The organism is Alcaligenes sp. YSL9, from assembly GCF_030515105.1.
GTDB classification, from domain to species: Bacteria; Pseudomonadota; Gammaproteobacteria; order Burkholderiales; family Burkholderiaceae_B; genus Alcaligenes; species Alcaligenes phenolicus.
This window is the reverse complement of sequence record NZ_JALXJU010000001.1, coordinates 1082150-1097764: the sequence shown is the minus strand read 5'-3', so window position 1 is coordinate 1097764 and position 15615 is coordinate 1082150. Positions and strand designations below refer to the sequence as shown.

Here is a 15615-nt window from a genome sequence, read left to right as displayed (position 1 = left end):
ATATATCAATGATGCAGGAACTATTTCAAAGCGTATGGGTAAGCCTGGCACAAGTTGCAGGGCCTGTTGCAGATCAGGCTGCCGCCAGTGTTGCTGCCGCTGAGGAAGCGACCGGGGTGCTGCACTTTATCCAGCAAAGTGATGTGGTCGGCAAGACCTTGTTCGTCATTCTGGCCTTGATGTCGGTTGCCAGCTGGTACCTGATCATCGTCAAGGGCGTGCTGTCCTTCCGCCTGAAGCGCCGCTCGCAAGGTTTCATGCGTGAATTCTGGTCCGCCAGTTCTCTGGAGCAAGTTGAAAACGAAATCGCCACCCACGGTGCCCGCGATCCCTTCAGTCACTTGGCCAGCCACGCTATCCACGCTCAAAAACACCATGTGAAATACGGCGCCATGCGTCTGGAAGAGAAAGGCTCTACCGATGCCTTTGTCTCGCGCATCATGCGTAAAGTCATGGACGAAGAAACGGCCAAGCTGGAAAACGGCCTGACGCTGCTGGCTTCGGTGGGTTCTACCGCTCCGTTTGTGGGGCTGTTCGGTACGGTTTGGGGTGTGTACCACGCCCTGATCAATATCGGTCTGTCCGATGGCGTGACCCTGAACAAGATCGCCGGTCCTGTGGGTGAAGCCCTGGTGATGACCGGTCTGGGTCTGGCCGTGGCTATTCCTGCCGTGTTGGCTTACAACGCGTTTGTGCGCACCAACCGCGTTTACCTGTCCCAGCTGGACGCGTTTGCTCACGACCTGTTTACTTTCCTGACCACAGGCCAGCCTGTGCAAGATAACCAACCTGTTCTGCGTCGTGTCCCTAGCTCGGGCGGTGGTGCAGCATCGAGCTCGGCAGCGGCTGCCAAGCGGGAGCACTAATCATGGCTTTTGGCAGCTTTGATAATCGCAACTCGGGCTCCGCGCTGTCCGAAATCAATATGGTGCCGCTGATCGACGTCATGCTGGTGTTGCTGGTGATCTTTCTGATCACTGCTCCGCTGCTGTCGCACTCCATCAAGATTCAGCTGCCCCAGGCGACGTCTGAACCAGTCCAGCAAGATCCCAAGACGATTGATCTGGCGATTGACGCAGAAGGGCAGATCTTCGTGAACGAGCAGCCGGTGGCGCTGGAAGACCTGACCGCCACGCTGGCCCCTTATTCCAAGGATCAGCCTCAGCCTGAATTGCGTATCCGTGCCGATACCGATACTCGCTACGAAACCCTGGCCCAGGTCATGAGCCGCTCCAAGGCTTCCGGCCTGACCCGTCTGGGGTTCATCACCCGCCCAGGTCCAACGACCAAGGCAGCGGGTGACGAGGGCGAAGCCAAGGAAGGCGCCGTCGCCGACCAGAAGGCCGTCGAGCCTAAACCTGCTCTGTAATTCCAGGTTCTTCTTCGTGTTGTTTTTTCTGGCCCCTCGCTTTGCATCTGCAACGCGAGGGGCCAGTTTCGTAATAAAATCCCCCGAATGCGTGTACTAGTTATCGAAGACGACGCCATACTGGGCGCCGCACTGCAGGAATTTCTCAACGATCAGGGCTACGCTGTTGACTGGCTCCAGGAAGGCGAAAGTGCCTTGAAGGAGTTGGCCGCCCAGGTCTACGATCTTCTGCTCCTGGACTTGAACTTGCCCGGCATCAGTGGCCTGGATGTGCTGCGCCAATTGCGCCAGCAGGGCAACGCCATTCCCGTTCTGATTCTGACTGCGCGTGATGGTGTGGATGATCGCGTCGGCGGCCTGGATGCCGGTGCTGACGACTACCTGATCAAACCTTTTGACCTGTCCGAGCTGGCCGCCCGCGTGCGTGTTTTTGGCCGCCGCCGCAGTGGTCAGGTACAGCCCATTATTGATGTGGGCCCCTTGAGCTTTGATACCATTGGCCGCGAGCTGCGCTGTGCCGGTCAACGTGTGACCTTGTCGGTGCGCGAGCTGTCCGTACTGGAAATGCTGATGATGCGCGCGGGCCGTGTGGTCACCAAGCAGCAAATTATCAACTCCTTGTCTGCCTGGGATGCCGATTTCAGCGACAATGCGGTCGAAGTCTACGTGTATCGTTTGCGCAAGCGCCTGGAAGGCACCGGGGCTGTCATACAGACTGTGCGCGGCTTTGGCTATTTGCTCGATGTGGAGAGCGTGGCCGGAGCATAACGGCAGCCCGTGCCCGCTGCCTGAAACCTTAGGTCAACCATGCCCGATCAGCATCTTTCTCCAGCGGTAAAAACCTCCTTGTTGCGAGGCTGGCTGGAGCGCTTTCTTGCTCCCGGTTCTTTGGCCCGCAAACTGATGGGCCGTCTGTTTCCCCCGATTTCCATTCTGGTGGTGCTCGACTTGAGCGTTACCTGGATACTGACGCGCCGCATGAGCCTGGAAGACTGGCTGCTGCGCGATATTTTCTGGACCATGGCGCTCAGTCAGGTCTTGCTGGTCAGTCTGATTGCCTGGGTGCTGCTGTCGGGGATTCGCTCGCAGCTGGCGTCCATTGATGATTTGTCACAACAAATCCGCAACCGCTCCGATGACGACTTCGAGCGCCTGGATGCCAGCGCCTTGCCTGCTGAAATAGTGCCGCTGGTGGAGCACTTTAACGAATTGCTGGAACGTCAGCGTGATACGCTGCAGGCGCAAAAGCGTTTTATTGGTCACGCTGCGCATCAGTTGCGCACACCCTTGACGGGCTTGCAGTTGGAGTCCGAGCTGATGCTGGCAAGGCCTTTGCCAGAAGATATCCGCCAACGGGCCGAGCGCATCAAAAGTGTCTCGGACCGCATGATTCGTCTGGGCCAGCAGTTGTTGGTGCTGGCACGTACTGATGCGGACACCAATATTAAAGACAGCTTTGTGCGTCTGGACTTGTGTGAATGGGCGCGCGAGGAGGGCGGTGACTGGTTCTTGCAGGCGCGTCAGCATGGTGTGGAAATCCATTTGCTGGCACCTGAAAAGCCGGTCTGGATTGATGCTGCCCCCGTGCTCCTACGGGAGTTATTGTCCAATCTGATGGATAACGCCTTGCGCTACGGGCAAGGAACAGATCGCATCGTCTTGCGGGTGGCCAGTAATCCACCCTCCTTATCGGTGGAAGATCACGGGCCGGGCATTGAATCCAGCGAGCAGCAGCGGGTATTTGAAGCGTTTTATCGCTCCCCCGGCACACAAGCAGGAGGCTCCGGCTTGGGTTTGGCCATTGTGCAGGAAATTGCCCGTGCGCATGGCGCCTGGTGGAGCTTGATGAGCCGTCCTGATTTTCCAGGCACTCGCATCACCATTGTTTTTCCCGGTCCGCGTATTGGTGCGCGTCTGACCCGGCACGACACTTTGATTGGAAACTAAGCCTTGAACACAGCAACAGAAAACCCCAAAAAAGCGGCTCAGGCCGCCTTGCTAATGGGCGCTTTAGGCGTGGTGTATGGCGATATTGGAACCAGCCCGCTCTACACCATGAAAGTGGCCTTGAGCGCCTACGGACAGCCTGGTGCTGAACAGGTCTATGGTGTGCTGTCCTTGCTGTTCTGGCTGCTGACTCTGGTGGTCTCCATCAAGTACGTCACAGTGGTGTTGCGTCTGGACAATAAAGGTGAGGGAGGCACGCTGGCCCTGATGGAATTGGCGGCACGCGGCATTCAGGGACCACGTCGGCAGATTATTGTGGTGCTGGGGCTGATTGGTGCTGCCTTGTTTTATGGGGACAGCATCATTACCCCGGCCATCTCCGTGATGTCGGCGTTGGAAGGCATAGGGATGGTGTCTCACGTGCTGGACCCTTGGGTCGTACCTTTGGCCCTGGGCGTCTTGCTGGCCTTGTTTCTGATCCAGTCCCATGGCACGGGTACCATGGGTAAGTTGTTCGGCCCCATTATGTTGACCTGGTTTCTGGTGCTGGGTGGCTTGGGTCTATGGCGTGTTATTGAGCATCCCCAAGTTTTGATGGCGCTGGACCCACGGTGGGCCGTGGCTTTTATTGCTGACGCTCCCTGGCAAACCTTTTTGCTTTTGGGGGCCTTGGTCCTGGCCTTGACGGGGGCCGAGGCCTTGTACGCCGATATGGGCCATTTTGGCCGTCCTTTAATTCGCAAAGCCTGGTTCATGATTGTCATGCCCTGCCTGGTCCTGTGTTATTTCGGCCAAGGGGCATTGTTGATTTCCGATCCGGCCGCCATTCGTAATCCGTTCTTCTTCCTGGCTCCCAACTGGGCCTTGGTGCCCATGGTGATGTTGGCAACGGTTGCAACGGTGATTGCCTCCCAGTCCGTGATATCCGGGGCGTTTTCTGTAACTCGCCAGGCGGTGCAGCTTGGCTTCTGGCCGCGTATGGTGATCCAACATACTTCGGCTAAAGAAGAAGGACAGATCTACTTGCCGCGTGTGAACTTGCTGCTATGCGTGGCGGTGATGATTCTGGTCCTGAGCTTTGGCTCCTCGGATCGCCTGGCCCATGCTTATGGCTTTGCAGTCACGGGTACCATGTTGATGACCAGTTTGCTGGCTCTGGTACTGCTGCCGCGCCGCGCTAGCGGAATCAAGCGCTGGGCCTGGCTGGGGCTCCTGGGTGTTTTCCTGATTCTGGACATATTGTTGTTCTCGGCCAATGCGCTCAAGATTCTGGAAGGCGGCTGGCTGCCATTGCTGGTGGGGGCTGTGCTGTTGGGCTTGATGCTGACCTGGCGCCAGGGACGAGCCGCTTTGCACGAACGTCTGCTGGAAAACAAGCAGCCGCTAAAAGAGTTTTTGCTGAGCCTGGAAGAGTACGCTCCCACCCGTGTACCAGGGACGGCGGTGTTCATGAGCACCATTCCCGACTCGGTCCCTCCGGCCTTATTGCATAACCTGAAACACAATAAAGTCCTGCATGAACAGGTCCTGTTCTTGACCGTAACCAGTGCCGGTGTGCCTTACGTTCCTTTTGGGGAGCGCTATAGCCTGCAACGTCTGAGCCGAGGCAGCTGGCAGGCGGTGGCTTCCTGGGGCTTCAAGCAAGAGCCCAATGTGCCGCAATTGCTGGAGCAGATCGCGCTGGAGCACCCGGAGCTGAATCTGGAGCCTATGCAGACATCCTACTTCCTATCGCGCCAGACGGTGATGATTCAATCCCGTCAGCCCTGGTACTTGGGCTGGCGTCGCCGCTTGTTTGCATTCATGGCGCGTAATGCCAGCCGTAGCACGCGCTTTTTCAAGATCCCGCCTAATCGCGTGGTGGAGATGGGGATACAGGTGGAGCTGTAGGTGGAGACATTTGCAGCTGCAGCTAGCTATTGCAGCCAGTAGAAACAAAGAATGGGCCTTTTCAAGGCCCATTCTTTTTATCTGGCTACCTATTAGGAATAGCCGTGTTTTCTGCGTTTACTGAGCAGGCACCACAGTCGTGGTTTCGCGAAGGATACCGCCGCCTTCCACGCTACCGCGTACCGTTGTGTCCTGGCCGGTCATGGATTTCAGGCAGTCTTGCTGGCGATCAGCGGGTAAGCGATGGCAGCGCGCTTGCCGGTTGGCATCCAGATTGTGATCGCGTTTGTCCAGCTTGTGATGGCGCTCGGCTTGCAGCGCGGCACCGGCTTCGCGACGGCAAGTGGTGCGCTGGTCTCCTTTGAATTGCTCACAGCGCTGGATGTCGTGTCGGTAGTCTTGGGACGGGGTTTGAGCCCAGGCAGCAGAGGACAGCAAACCCAGGCTGAGCAGGCCGGCACTCAGAATTCGGGATGGGCGTGTAAGTAGACTCATCGATCTCACTCCTTTACTTGCTAAGGGAATCACCGGCTTGGCGAGCACTGTTACGAGCAGGTATGAGTAGCAGGCCGCAAAGCCCCAAAAGCGACTGCGTATGGGGCAATTCCCGATACGCAGTAAACACTTACTAGTATAAGTGGAGCAGTTGCAAGTGAGGGTAATAAAACTTGTCTAAACCCTCACGGCTTGACTTAGGTCTTGTCGCCGGCTGGTGGTTGAGCCAAATCTTTGGGCAGAGGCGCTTTATGTGGCATGTCCAGATAGCCTGGCTCGTCTGGGCCATATTCGGCCAGACGTTGGCGATGCTCGCGTTTGATGGCAGCGCGCATCAGAAAGATGGCGGTGACCGGCGAGGTAATGATCAAGAGCACACTCAGGATGAGCGGATGCAGAATGGGACGGCTCATCAAGTGGCTGGCGCTGATGGCGACGGCCAGCACCATGAAAAACGTACCCAGCGTGTTCCCCATGGTGGGGGCATGGATGCGTGAATAAAAGTGTTTGAAGCGCAGCAAGCCAGCCGAACCCACCAGGGCCACGATGCCGCTAAGAACAAGCAAAAGGGCAACCGGGACAGCCAGCCACCAAGGTAGTAAAGGCGTATTCATGGCTCGATCACCTCGGCACGCAGCAGGAATTTCGCCATGGCTGCCGAGCCTACAAAACCAAACAGGGCAATCAGCAAGGCGATATCAAAGTACAGGGTAGAGTCAAAACGGATGCCCAGGGCCAGCAAGGCCAGCATACCGTTGATGTACATGGTGTCCAGCGCCAGCACGCGGTCGGCGGCAGAGGGGCCTTTAAGCAGGCGGATGACGGCGCAGCCCATGCCCAGGACAAAGCAGCCCAGGGCAAACTGACAGGCCCAGTAAACAATGTCTATCATTGGAAAATCTCCAGTAGCGGTCCTTGGTAGCGCTTCTGAATAGTGTCTAACCAGACCTGTTCGTCTTGCAGATCCAGAATGTGCAAAGTCAGGACGCGGGTCTCGTAATCGAAGCCGGACCAGACAGTACCTGGGGTGTAGGTAATGATGCACGCCAAGGCTGCCAGACCATGTGGGTCAGTCAGTTGCAACGGAATGGCCAGAAAGCCCGGACGAGGTGCTTTGCTGCCTTTCAGAACCAGATGGCCAACGGCAATATTGGACAGCACAATGTCCCAGGCCACTTGGCAAATCAGTTTCAAGGCCAGAAAGGGGTGGCGGATGCTGGCCTTAACCGGACGAAATGGAATGGCTGCCAAGCTCAGGGCGATAGCCAGGAACAGGCCCAGCACCACGTAACCGGCCGAGAGCGAGTCGTTCAGCAGCAGCCACAGGCCAAGCAGCAGCAAGGGCAGAAAAAGATGTTTGGTATAGCGTCGCATCAGAATCACTCCGCTTGAACAGAACGTAGCGGGTTCTGCCGCAGGACGGACCCAATATAAATACGGGGTTCGTCCAGTTGCTGGGCTGTTTGTTCCAGGTAGGTGGTGATCGGGCCGGCATACCAGCTCAAGATCCCGCAAGCCACAATAATGCTGGCAATGGGAGCAGCTTCGATCAGCTTCAGGCGGGGAATCGTCAGGGAGCTATTGCTCCAGAACAGACGAATGCCCACACGTACCATGGCGATCAAACCGGCTACGCCGGAAATCAGCACGGCAGCGGTCAGAATCCAGGCGTTTAGAGGTTCTGGCGATTGGCCCGAGGCTTTCAGCGCGGCTGTCAGCAAGGACAGCTTGGCCACAAAACCGGACAGCGGTGGCAGGCCCACAATCAGCAAGGCGCAGGCAATAAAGGACATGCCCAGGAACACCATCACGCCAGGGATAGCCACACCTACCACGTCATCGCTATTGTCTTCGGACTCCGGGTCGTCCAGATCAAAGACCTCCTGACTGACGGCCAGCAGGTCGGCACCAAAAGGTTTGGTACGGCTAACCAGTTCCAGCAGCAGGAAGAAAGCACCCAAGGCCAGAACGCTGCTGAGCATGTAGTACAGGGCAGGGCCGGTCAGGATGACGCCGGGCATGCCCAAGGCGGCCAGCAAGGTGCCGGAAGACACGATGATGCAATAACTGGCCAGTCGTTCGGGTTGCTGTGCGGCCATGACACCAATAGCGCCGAAGGCCAGCGTGGCGATCCCGGCGGGGAACATCCAGGCCACGCCAAAGGCGGCAGGTGCCCCCGTAGGCAGTAGCAAGGAGCCGATACGCAGCAGTGCGTAAATACCCACTTTGGTCATGATCGCAAACATGGCAGCGACCGGTGCACTGGCATTGCCATAGGCATTGGGTAGCCACAAGTTCAAGGGCCAGGCGGCGGCCTTGATCAGAAAGGCAATCCCCAGAATGGCCATGGCCGATTCAAATACCAGACGATCCGAATCCGGCATGGAGCCAGCACGCAGAGCCAGATCAGCCATGTTCAGGGTGCCGGTGACACCGTAGACCAAGGCGATGGCAATCAGCAGCAAGAAGGAAGAGATCAGGTTGACGGCAATGTAATGCAGGCCGGCACTGACGCGGGCCGCGCCCGAACCGTGCAGCATCAGACCATAGGACGCGGCCAGCAGAACCTCGAAGAACACAAACAGGTTGAACAGGTCACCGGTCAGGAAGGCGCCGTTCAGGCCCATCAAGAGCAGCTGGAACAAGGAGTGGAAATGCACCCCCACGCGATCCCAGCGTGCTAGCGAATAGAACCAGCAGCAAAAGGCCAGCACATTGGTCAGCACCAGCAAGAAGGCGGCCAGCCGGTCCACGACCAGCACAATCCCGAAGGGAGCGGGCCAGTCACCGAGCAGGTACACACCGACGGACTGCGGCCAGATCGGATCCAGTGTGCCATCGGCCAGCAACAGCAGGTAGACCGCGCAGAACAGTTGAGCCAATAAGGAGCTGAAAGCGATCAGCAGCTTGTAGTGACGGCGCTTGTCGCGCAGCATCACCATCAGGGCCGCGGCCATCATGGGGATGGCAACGGGCAATACGGGCAAGTGTTGGTTGAGTAGACTCACAGATCGTCTTCCTCGCGGCCATCAACGTGGTCGGTGCCGCTCAGGCCGCGGTTGGCCAGAATGACGACCAGAAACAAGGCGGTAGTGGCAAAACCAATCACAATTGCGGTCAGTACCAGTGCTTGTGGCAAAGGATCGGCGTAGCTGGCGCCCAGCTCGCTGCTATTGATCACGGGTGCAGCACTGATTTTGAGTCGCCCCATACTAAAGATGAACAGGTTCACGGCATAGGAGACCAGGGCCAGTCCCATGATGACCTGAAAGGTACGCGGGCGCAGCAGGAGCCAGACGCCCGAGCCCGCCAGCACACCAATCGCAATTGAAAGCACGATTTCCATTATTTATTCTCCATCCCGGATGCAGCGTTCGAGGCGGATTGCAGCGACGGCAGTTTGCGATAAAAACGTAGGGACTGGTGGGCCAGCGCGACCAGAATCAGGATGGTGGAACCAATCACCAGCATGAATACACCAATGTCAAAGATCAGTGCGCTGGAAGTATGCACGTCGCCCACCAGGGGCAGGTGCAGATCCCAGCTTTGGGCAGACAGGAAGGGCTTGTTGAAGGCCCAGACCAGCATGGCAGCCACTCCGGCTGTCAGCAGACCCAAGCCAATCCAGGTTTGAGGCTGAATCAGAGGGCGGGACTCCATCCACACCACGCCGCTAACCATGTATTGCAGGATAATGCCGGTTGCCATGATCAGGCCGCCCACAAAACCGCCACCGGGCAGGTTGTGCCCACGCAGCAAGAAGTACAGGGCGATCAGCGTGGAGATAGGCAGCAACAGCCGCAGCAAGACAGCTGGAATTTGCATGATGCCTTCTGGCAACGGTGTCTTGGGGTCCGGCTCCACAAAGACGGCTTCGCGGCTGTCCTTGACGTTCTGGCGACGGGCCAGAGGCTGGGCGATGGCTTCGATGGGTGGACGGAAGCGTCGCAGCAGCGCAAAGACCGTCAGGGCCACAATGCCCAACACCACGATTTCACCAAAGGTATCGAAGCCGCGGAAGTCCACCAGAATCACGTTCACCACGTTCGCGCCACCGCCCAGGGGCAGGGCCTTTTCGACAAAGAAGGGCGAGATGCCGCTGGGGTGAGGGCGTGTCATCATGGCGTAGGCCAGAGCGGCAATACCGCAACCGGCCAGAATGGCAATAATCAAGTCGCGGCTACGGCGGAAAAGGGCGCGACCACTATTGTCCTGGCCGCCAGGCATATCACTGACGCGTTGCGGCAACCAGCGCAGGCCCAGCAAAATCAGCACAACGGTGACCACTTCCACCGCCAACTGGGTCAGCGCCAGGTCAGGGGCGGAAAGCCAGGCAAAGGTCAGGCTGGTAACCAGTCCAGCGCCACCAGATAGCAGCAAGGAGGCCGGGCGGTGGAACTTGGCTTGACGAGCCGCACCAATCGCGCAGGCAATTCCGACGGCCCACATCAGGGCAAAGAAGGGGTCGATGGGGGTGGAAATAGTGGACTTGAACCAGTTGCCGCGAACCAGAGGCAGGGCAGCAACACAGATTGTGGCCACAATAATCAGCAAGGTCTGACGCTGCAGGCGTGGCGAGTAAAGCTTGCCCACGGCCCAGTTGGCTGCGACTTCCAGATACTCCATGGCCAGCTCAAAGAAGCGTCGGCCATCAGCACGGGTCAGCAAAGGCGTACGGCCTTGGCGGTTCCTGTAGAAGCGGTTGATGATCAGAACGAAGATCACACCCATGCCCGTGGCGACCAGACTCATGATCAGGGGCAGGTTGAAACCATGCCAGACGGCCAGGTCGTACTGGGGCATTTCTGCACCCAAGATGGCGCTAGCTGCAGTATGCAAGAAGGGGCCAAAAGTCAGGCTGGGAATAATGCCGACCAAGAGACAGGTCAGTACCAGAATCGCGCTGGGGATCAACATGCGGCGAGGCGGCTCGTGTGGCTCGCGGGGCAAGTCCTTGGCGACAGGGCCAAAAAACACCTGTGCAATAAAGCGCAAGGAGTAGGCCACGCTGAAGGAGCCCGCAATTACGGCCACCACGGGCAGAGCATATTCCCAGGTGTTGCCATTGCTGGCCAGAATGGTCTCGGCAAAGAACATTTCTTTGGAGATGAAGCCATTCAATAGGGGCACACCGGCCATGGCAGCCGCCGCAACGGTAGCCAAGGTGGCAGTCAAGGGCATGGCGTGGCGCAAACCGGAAAGCCGGTTCAGGTTACGGGTACCGGTCTCGTGGTCCACGATACCGGCAGCCATGAACAGGGAGGCCTTGAACGTCGCGTGATTCATCATGTGAAACAGCGCCGCGACCAGAGCCAGTGGGCTGTTCAGGCCCAACAGCAAGGTAATCAGACCCAGGTGGCTGATGGTGGAATAGGCCAGTACGCCCTTCATGTCGCGCTGGAACATGGCCACATAAGCCCCCAGCGTCAGGGAACACAGACCAGCGCCGCCAATAATGACAGCCCATTCCGTGGTGCCCGACAGGGCAGGCCACAGGCGCGCCAGCAGGAATACCCCGGCCTTGACCATGGTGGCCGAGTGTAAATAGGCGGACACAGGTGTGGGGGCAGCCATGGCGTGAGGCAGCCAGATATGGAAGGGAAACTGCGCGCTTTTAGTGAGTGCACCCAAGGCAATCAGGATCAGCATCCCGGTATACCAGGGGTGATTGCGAATCTGCTCGCCCGACTCCAGTACCACACTCAGGTCGTAACTGCCGGCAGCCTGACCCAGCATGAGTACACCCGCCAGCAAGCAGAAACCGCCGGTTCCCGTAATGATCAGCGACATACGCGCACCCCGTCGCGCATCCATGCGGTGATACCAGTAGGCAATCAGCATGAAGGAGGACAGACTGGTCAGCTCCCAGAACACGACCAGCTGGATCAGATTGCCCGACAGCACCACCCCCAGCATCGAGCCCATAAAGGCTTGCAGAAAGGAGAAAAAACGTCGGACCGGATCCTGAGCGGACAGGTAATAGTGCGCATAAAGGGCGATCAAGGCCCCCATGGCGGTAATGATGATACTGAAAAGCCAGGCATAGCCGTCCATGCGCAGCTTGAAGGTCAAGCCATGGGCGGGTATCCAGGAGCGTGACGACTCCAGCACCTCTCCGCGAGCAATGTCCGGATAGGCGTAGAGAGTGAGTAAGGCGCACGTAACGGCGACAGCGCCTGCAAGAGATGCCTGGAGTTTGCGAGAGTTCGCGGGCATCAGGGAAGATAGCAAGCTACCGATAAACGGCAGAGCTAGGATCACGAGCAAATACATCTGACTCCAACAGGCGGTAATTTAGGCGGCTAGCGCTTAATAATACGATATATGAAGCTAAATTCAGCCCAACAGCGATAAAAAAAGCGTTTTTTTAGTTATTGCGGCCTTGATGCAGGTCAAGCGCATGCTTGAGGTTTTCTCTCACAATGAATGCTTGACTAGAAGAAACAGGTCTCGTGCAGGAGGACCCTTTATGCCGCAAACACTGGAAGCATCGGATGCCAGCGCTCCCACCGCGCCGGATATCGAAATCTCTGAAGCCCTGATCCGGCGTTTTGATCGTTCCGGGCCTCGCTATACCTCCTATCCCACTGCAGATCGTTTTTTTCAGGACTTTCCTGCTCAGCCTTATATTCACGAATTATCGCGGCGCGCCTTGAGCAGCAGTAATCCGCCTCTGTCGGTTTACCTGCATATTCCGTTTTGTCAGTCGCTTTGCTACTTCTGTGCCTGCAACAAGATCATCACTCAGGATCGTAGCAAGAGCGAGCAGTACCTGGATTACCTGCTGCGCGAAATTGATATGGTCACCCAATATATGGGTGAAGACCGGCGCACCGAACAACTGCATTTGGGCGGCGGCTCGCCCACTTTCCTGGACAATGAACAGTTGGCCCGCTTGATGGCCAAGCTCAAGGAGCAGTTCGCGTTCACGGACGATGCCGAACTGGGCATCGAGATCGACCCGCGTACCTTGGCGGAAGGCACGCTCCAGAACTTGGCGGCTCTGGGTTTTAACCGTACCAGCTTCGGGGTGCAGGATTTTGACCCCAATGTGCAAAAAGCGATCAACCGTATTCAGCCCTTCGAAATGGTCAAACGCGCCATTGAAGAAAGCCGGGCTGCCGGTTTCCAGTCCATTAACACGGACCTGATCTACGGTCTGCCTTTGCAGACCCTGGAAAGCTTTGCCATCACCATTGACTCCTTGGTGCAACTGCGACCAGATCGCATCGCTCTGTATAACTACGCGCACTTGCCAACACGCTTCAAGGCTCAGCGTTTAATCAATGAAGAAGAGCTGCCCGATGCCGATCAGCGTCTGCAACTGTTCTTGATGTCTTCGCAGCGTCTGCTGGATGCAGGCTATGTCTATATCGGTCTGGACCATTTTGCCTTGCCGACCGACGAGCTGAATCTGGCCCGTCTGGACGGCAGTCTGCACCGCAACTTCCAGGGCTACACCACCCGCGCAGCCTGTGATCTGGTCTCTTTTGGCGTGTCGTCCATTGGTCAGGTGGGCACCATGCATGTGCAAAATGCCCGCAGCCTGCGCAATTACTACGCCGATATAGACCGGGGGCGTTTGCCTATCGAGCGGGGTATTGTGATGCAGCAGGATGATCGCCTGCGGGCGGAAGTCATCATGCATTTGATGTGCAGCATGCCAGTGCCTATCTTGCGTCTGGAAGCGCGTTACGGCATTGATTTTGCCAGCTACTTCTCTGCCGAGCTGCAAGAGCTCAACAGCTATGCCGACGCTGGCTTGCTGACAGTCGATGCCCAATCCATCCAGGTTCTGCCCAAAGGTCGTTTGTTTGTGCGCGCCTACAGCATGGTGTTCGACAAGTACTTGAGCCAGGAAAGCGGTGCGCGCTATTCCCGTCTGATTTAACACAGTGGCCGTCCTTGCAGACGGCCACGATTCTATTGCCCTGTTTCTGGTCCCGACGTGGCCGGCAGGTTCTTGCATCAACCTAAGGTATCAACATCGTGCTAAAGACGGATTTACGTCTCATGTCCCTGAAGGGAAAACTGCTTTTGCCTATTGTTCAAGGCGGCATGGGAGTCGGTATTTCGGCGTCCCGGCTGGCCGGTACTGTGGCCGCATTGGGCGGGCTGGGGACGATCTCCAGCGTGGATTTACGGCGTCATCACGAAGACCTGATGGACAGCACCCAGGGTGATGTCGAAAAAGGCGTGGTCGATGCAGCCAATTTGCAGGCCCTGGACCGCGAGATCAATCGTGCCCGAGAGCGTTCTGGTGGCAACGGTGGCATCGCCGTCAATATCATGAAGGCTGTCTCGCAGTATCCCGAGTATGTGCGTCAATCTTGCGAAAGCGGGGCAGATGCCGTGGTGGTGGGCGCTGGCCTGCCGCTGGATTTGCCTGAGCTGGTTCAGGATCATCCGAAAGTTGCCTTGATTCCAATCTTGTCGGATGTGCGCGGCGTCACTTTACTGGTGAAGAAATGGCTGCGCCGCAAGCGTTTGCCGGATGCAGTCGTTCTGGAAAATCCCCGTTTTGCCGCAGGCCACCTGGGGGCCGCCGACGACCAATCCTTGAACAAACCTGAATATGCTTTCCAACGCGTTCTGGAAGGCTGCCGTGCCTTGTTTCGCGAGTTGGGCCTGGAGGCCGAGCGTATTCCCTTGATCGCTGCAGGCGGGATTCACCGTCCTGAACAACTGCGTCAATTAATGGATTGGGGTGCAGATGGTGTGCAAATGGGCACTGCCTTTGCCGTCACTGAAGAAGGTGATGCGCATGAGAACTTCAAGCGCGTGTTGCTGGATGCCGAGCCCAAGGACATCGTGACCTTTATGAGCGTGGCCGGACTGCCTGCCCGTGCCGTGCGTACGCCCTGGCTGGATGCTTACCTGCATAAAGAGCAAAAGCTGCAATCGGTGGCACGCGAGCGTGCTTGCACGGAAGGTTTTGACTGCCTGGCGCATTGCGGCTTGCGCGATGGCGTGCAACGCCATGGTCAGTTTTGCATTGACCGTCAGCTGGCCTATGCCCTGAAAGGTGATGTACAGCGCGGTCTGTTCTTCCGTAGTTCCGAAGCCTTGCCTTTTGGCAAAGCCATGAAATCGGTGCGCGAGCTGATGGACTATATGTTGAATGGCCGCAGCAAAACGCCGGGCGTGGTTCCTGCGGCCTAAACGGGATCAAGGGCTTAGCCCTTGATTTCGCGTATCAAGCCTTCCTCACCGCCATCAATGGTGTGGACGGCTTCCTTCCTTTGTGTCTCCAGTGCCAGGCGACGGGCAATTTCATAGCATTCTTCAATATGCTGGTTGCCGACTTTGCGCAGCACTACAAAGCTGATGGAAGCGGAAATGGCGCTGCCTATCAAAGGCACATATTTGGCGCCGTATTTCCCGGCCAGTTTCTTTGCTCCCAGACGCACCAGAATATTGACCACGCGATCTGTAGTCAGCACGCGTCCCACCATGCCCAGGCCCATACTGGTTCCCCCCACGACCACCAGCTTTTTCAGCTCCGGGCTCAGGGCGTCCACATCGTTGGCTGTCAAGCCGAAGCGCGCATTGATGATGGGGATGACTTTCATCAGAATCGCCACATCCGTACCCACATCCACACCAGGGATGGGCACCACGGCTGCCGCTGCTGACAGCAGAGCGCGCCGACTGATTAGTTTGCGACATTCCTCGCGGGTTTTATCCAGTTCCTGCAGTGTCATCGTGCTCATGTGTCTGTCCTGAAATCTAAGCGGATTGATCGTGCAAGCCTTAACGCATATGGGGCGAGTACCGTGCTTTTCCAGTGACTGCCTGGGCAATTATGTTTCTTATCGTAGTGGATGCCGCCAGTTTGGGGAAAAAAGCAGGGTATTGGTCGCATTTGAAATTTTTTCTTTCAAATGCCATGAATGCTTCTACAAACGGGTGTC

15 protein-coding genes are annotated in these 15615 nt (G+C 57.2%); 7 read left to right on the top strand and 8 right to left on the bottom strand.

Features of this window, described 5'->3' with window-relative positions:
* The first annotated feature begins 8 nt into the window (after positions 1–8).
* From M2Q46_RS05095 to M2Q46_RS05075, 5 genes are all read left to right on the top strand, one after another.
* Positions 9–866: a MotA/TolQ/ExbB proton channel family protein gene (locus M2Q46_RS05095; protein WP_009461741.1), complete on the top strand. Its 858-nt coding sequence runs from the start codon at positions 9–11 to the stop codon at positions 864–866.
* A 2-nt stretch (positions 867–868) separates the two neighbouring features.
* Positions 869–1369 carry a biopolymer transporter ExbD gene (locus M2Q46_RS05090; RefSeq protein WP_035272865.1) on the top strand — a complete coding sequence of 167 codons (501 nt, stop codon included), beginning with the start codon at positions 869–871 and terminating at the stop codon, positions 1367–1369.
* An 87-nt stretch (positions 1370–1456) separates the two neighbouring features.
* On the top strand, positions 1457–2137 hold the full coding sequence (locus M2Q46_RS05085) for a response regulator transcription factor (RefSeq protein ID WP_009461744.1): 681 nt from the start codon (positions 1457–1459) through the stop codon (positions 2135–2137).
* A gap of 39 nt (positions 2138–2176) precedes the next feature.
* On the top strand, positions 2177–3316 hold the full coding sequence (locus tag M2Q46_RS05080) for a HAMP domain-containing sensor histidine kinase (protein ID WP_035272863.1): 1140 nt from the start codon (positions 2177–2179) through the stop codon (positions 3314–3316).
* Positions 3317–3370: 54 nt separating this feature from the next.
* Complete coding sequence (locus M2Q46_RS05075) at positions 3371–5206, top strand: potassium transporter Kup (protein ID WP_226348405.1); 1836 nt, start codon at positions 3371–3373, stop codon at positions 5204–5206.
* Positions 5207–5323: 117 nt separating this feature from the next.
* Here M2Q46_RS05075 and M2Q46_RS05070 read toward each other — a convergent pair whose 3' ends face one another.
* From M2Q46_RS05070 to M2Q46_RS05040, 7 genes are all read right to left on the bottom strand, one after another.
* On the bottom strand, positions 5324–5701 hold the full coding sequence (locus M2Q46_RS05070) for a hypothetical protein (protein WP_035272861.1): 378 nt from the start codon (positions 5699–5701) through the stop codon (positions 5324–5326).
* Positions 5702–5898: 197 nt separating this feature from the next.
* Positions 5899–6315: a monovalent cation/H(+) antiporter subunit G gene (gene mnhG, locus M2Q46_RS05065; protein ID WP_088450232.1), complete on the bottom strand. Its 417-nt coding sequence runs from the start codon at positions 6313–6315 to the stop codon at positions 5899–5901.
* Positions 6312–6593, bottom strand: a complete 282-nt coding sequence (locus M2Q46_RS05060) for a K+/H+ antiporter subunit F (RefSeq protein ID WP_009461751.1) — start codon at positions 6591–6593, stop codon at positions 6312–6314. The genes mnhG and M2Q46_RS05060 overlap by 4 nt, the downstream gene beginning before the upstream one ends.
* Positions 6590–7075 (bottom strand): Na+/H+ antiporter subunit E, encoded by a 486-nt coding sequence (locus tag M2Q46_RS05055; RefSeq protein ID WP_052159474.1) that lies wholly within the window; start codon positions 7073–7075, stop codon positions 6590–6592. The genes M2Q46_RS05060 and M2Q46_RS05055 overlap by 4 nt, the downstream gene beginning before the upstream one ends.
* 5 nt (positions 7076–7080) lie before the next feature.
* The gene (locus M2Q46_RS05050) at positions 7081–8661 is read right to left on the bottom strand and encodes a monovalent cation/H+ antiporter subunit D (protein WP_235332520.1); all 1581 of its coding nucleotides are present in this window, start codon (positions 8659–8661) and stop codon (positions 7081–7083) included.
* A gap of 44 nt (positions 8662–8705) precedes the next feature.
* The gene (locus tag M2Q46_RS05045) at positions 8706–9047 is read right to left on the bottom strand and encodes a Na+/H+ antiporter subunit C (protein WP_035272858.1); all 342 of its coding nucleotides are present in this window, start codon (positions 9045–9047) and stop codon (positions 8706–8708) included.
* Positions 9047–11974, bottom strand: coding sequence for a monovalent cation/H+ antiporter subunit A (locus M2Q46_RS05040; protein ID WP_035272857.1), 2928 nt, complete (start codon positions 11972–11974; stop codon positions 9047–9049). The genes M2Q46_RS05045 and M2Q46_RS05040 overlap by 1 nt, the downstream gene beginning before the upstream one ends.
* A 196-nt stretch (positions 11975–12170) precedes the next feature.
* Between M2Q46_RS05040 and hemN the strand changes: the two genes are divergently transcribed.
* Together hemN and M2Q46_RS05030 are read left to right on the top strand one after the other, a co-directional pair.
* A complete protein-coding gene (gene hemN, locus M2Q46_RS05035; RefSeq protein ID WP_021446507.1) occupies positions 12171–13592 on the top strand; it encodes an oxygen-independent coproporphyrinogen III oxidase in 1422 nt (473 codons plus the stop codon).
* A 122-nt stretch (positions 13593–13714) separates the two neighbouring features.
* Positions 13715–14863, top strand: coding sequence for a nitronate monooxygenase family protein (locus M2Q46_RS05030; protein WP_021446508.1), 1149 nt, complete (start codon positions 13715–13717; stop codon positions 14861–14863).
* A 14-nt stretch (positions 14864–14877) separates the two neighbouring features.
* Here M2Q46_RS05030 and M2Q46_RS05025 read toward each other — a convergent pair whose 3' ends face one another.
* Entirely contained in the window at positions 14878–15414 is a 537-nt protein-coding gene (locus tag M2Q46_RS05025; RefSeq protein WP_009461759.1) for a hypothetical protein, read from the bottom strand.
* Positions 15415–15615 lie beyond the last annotated feature (201 nt).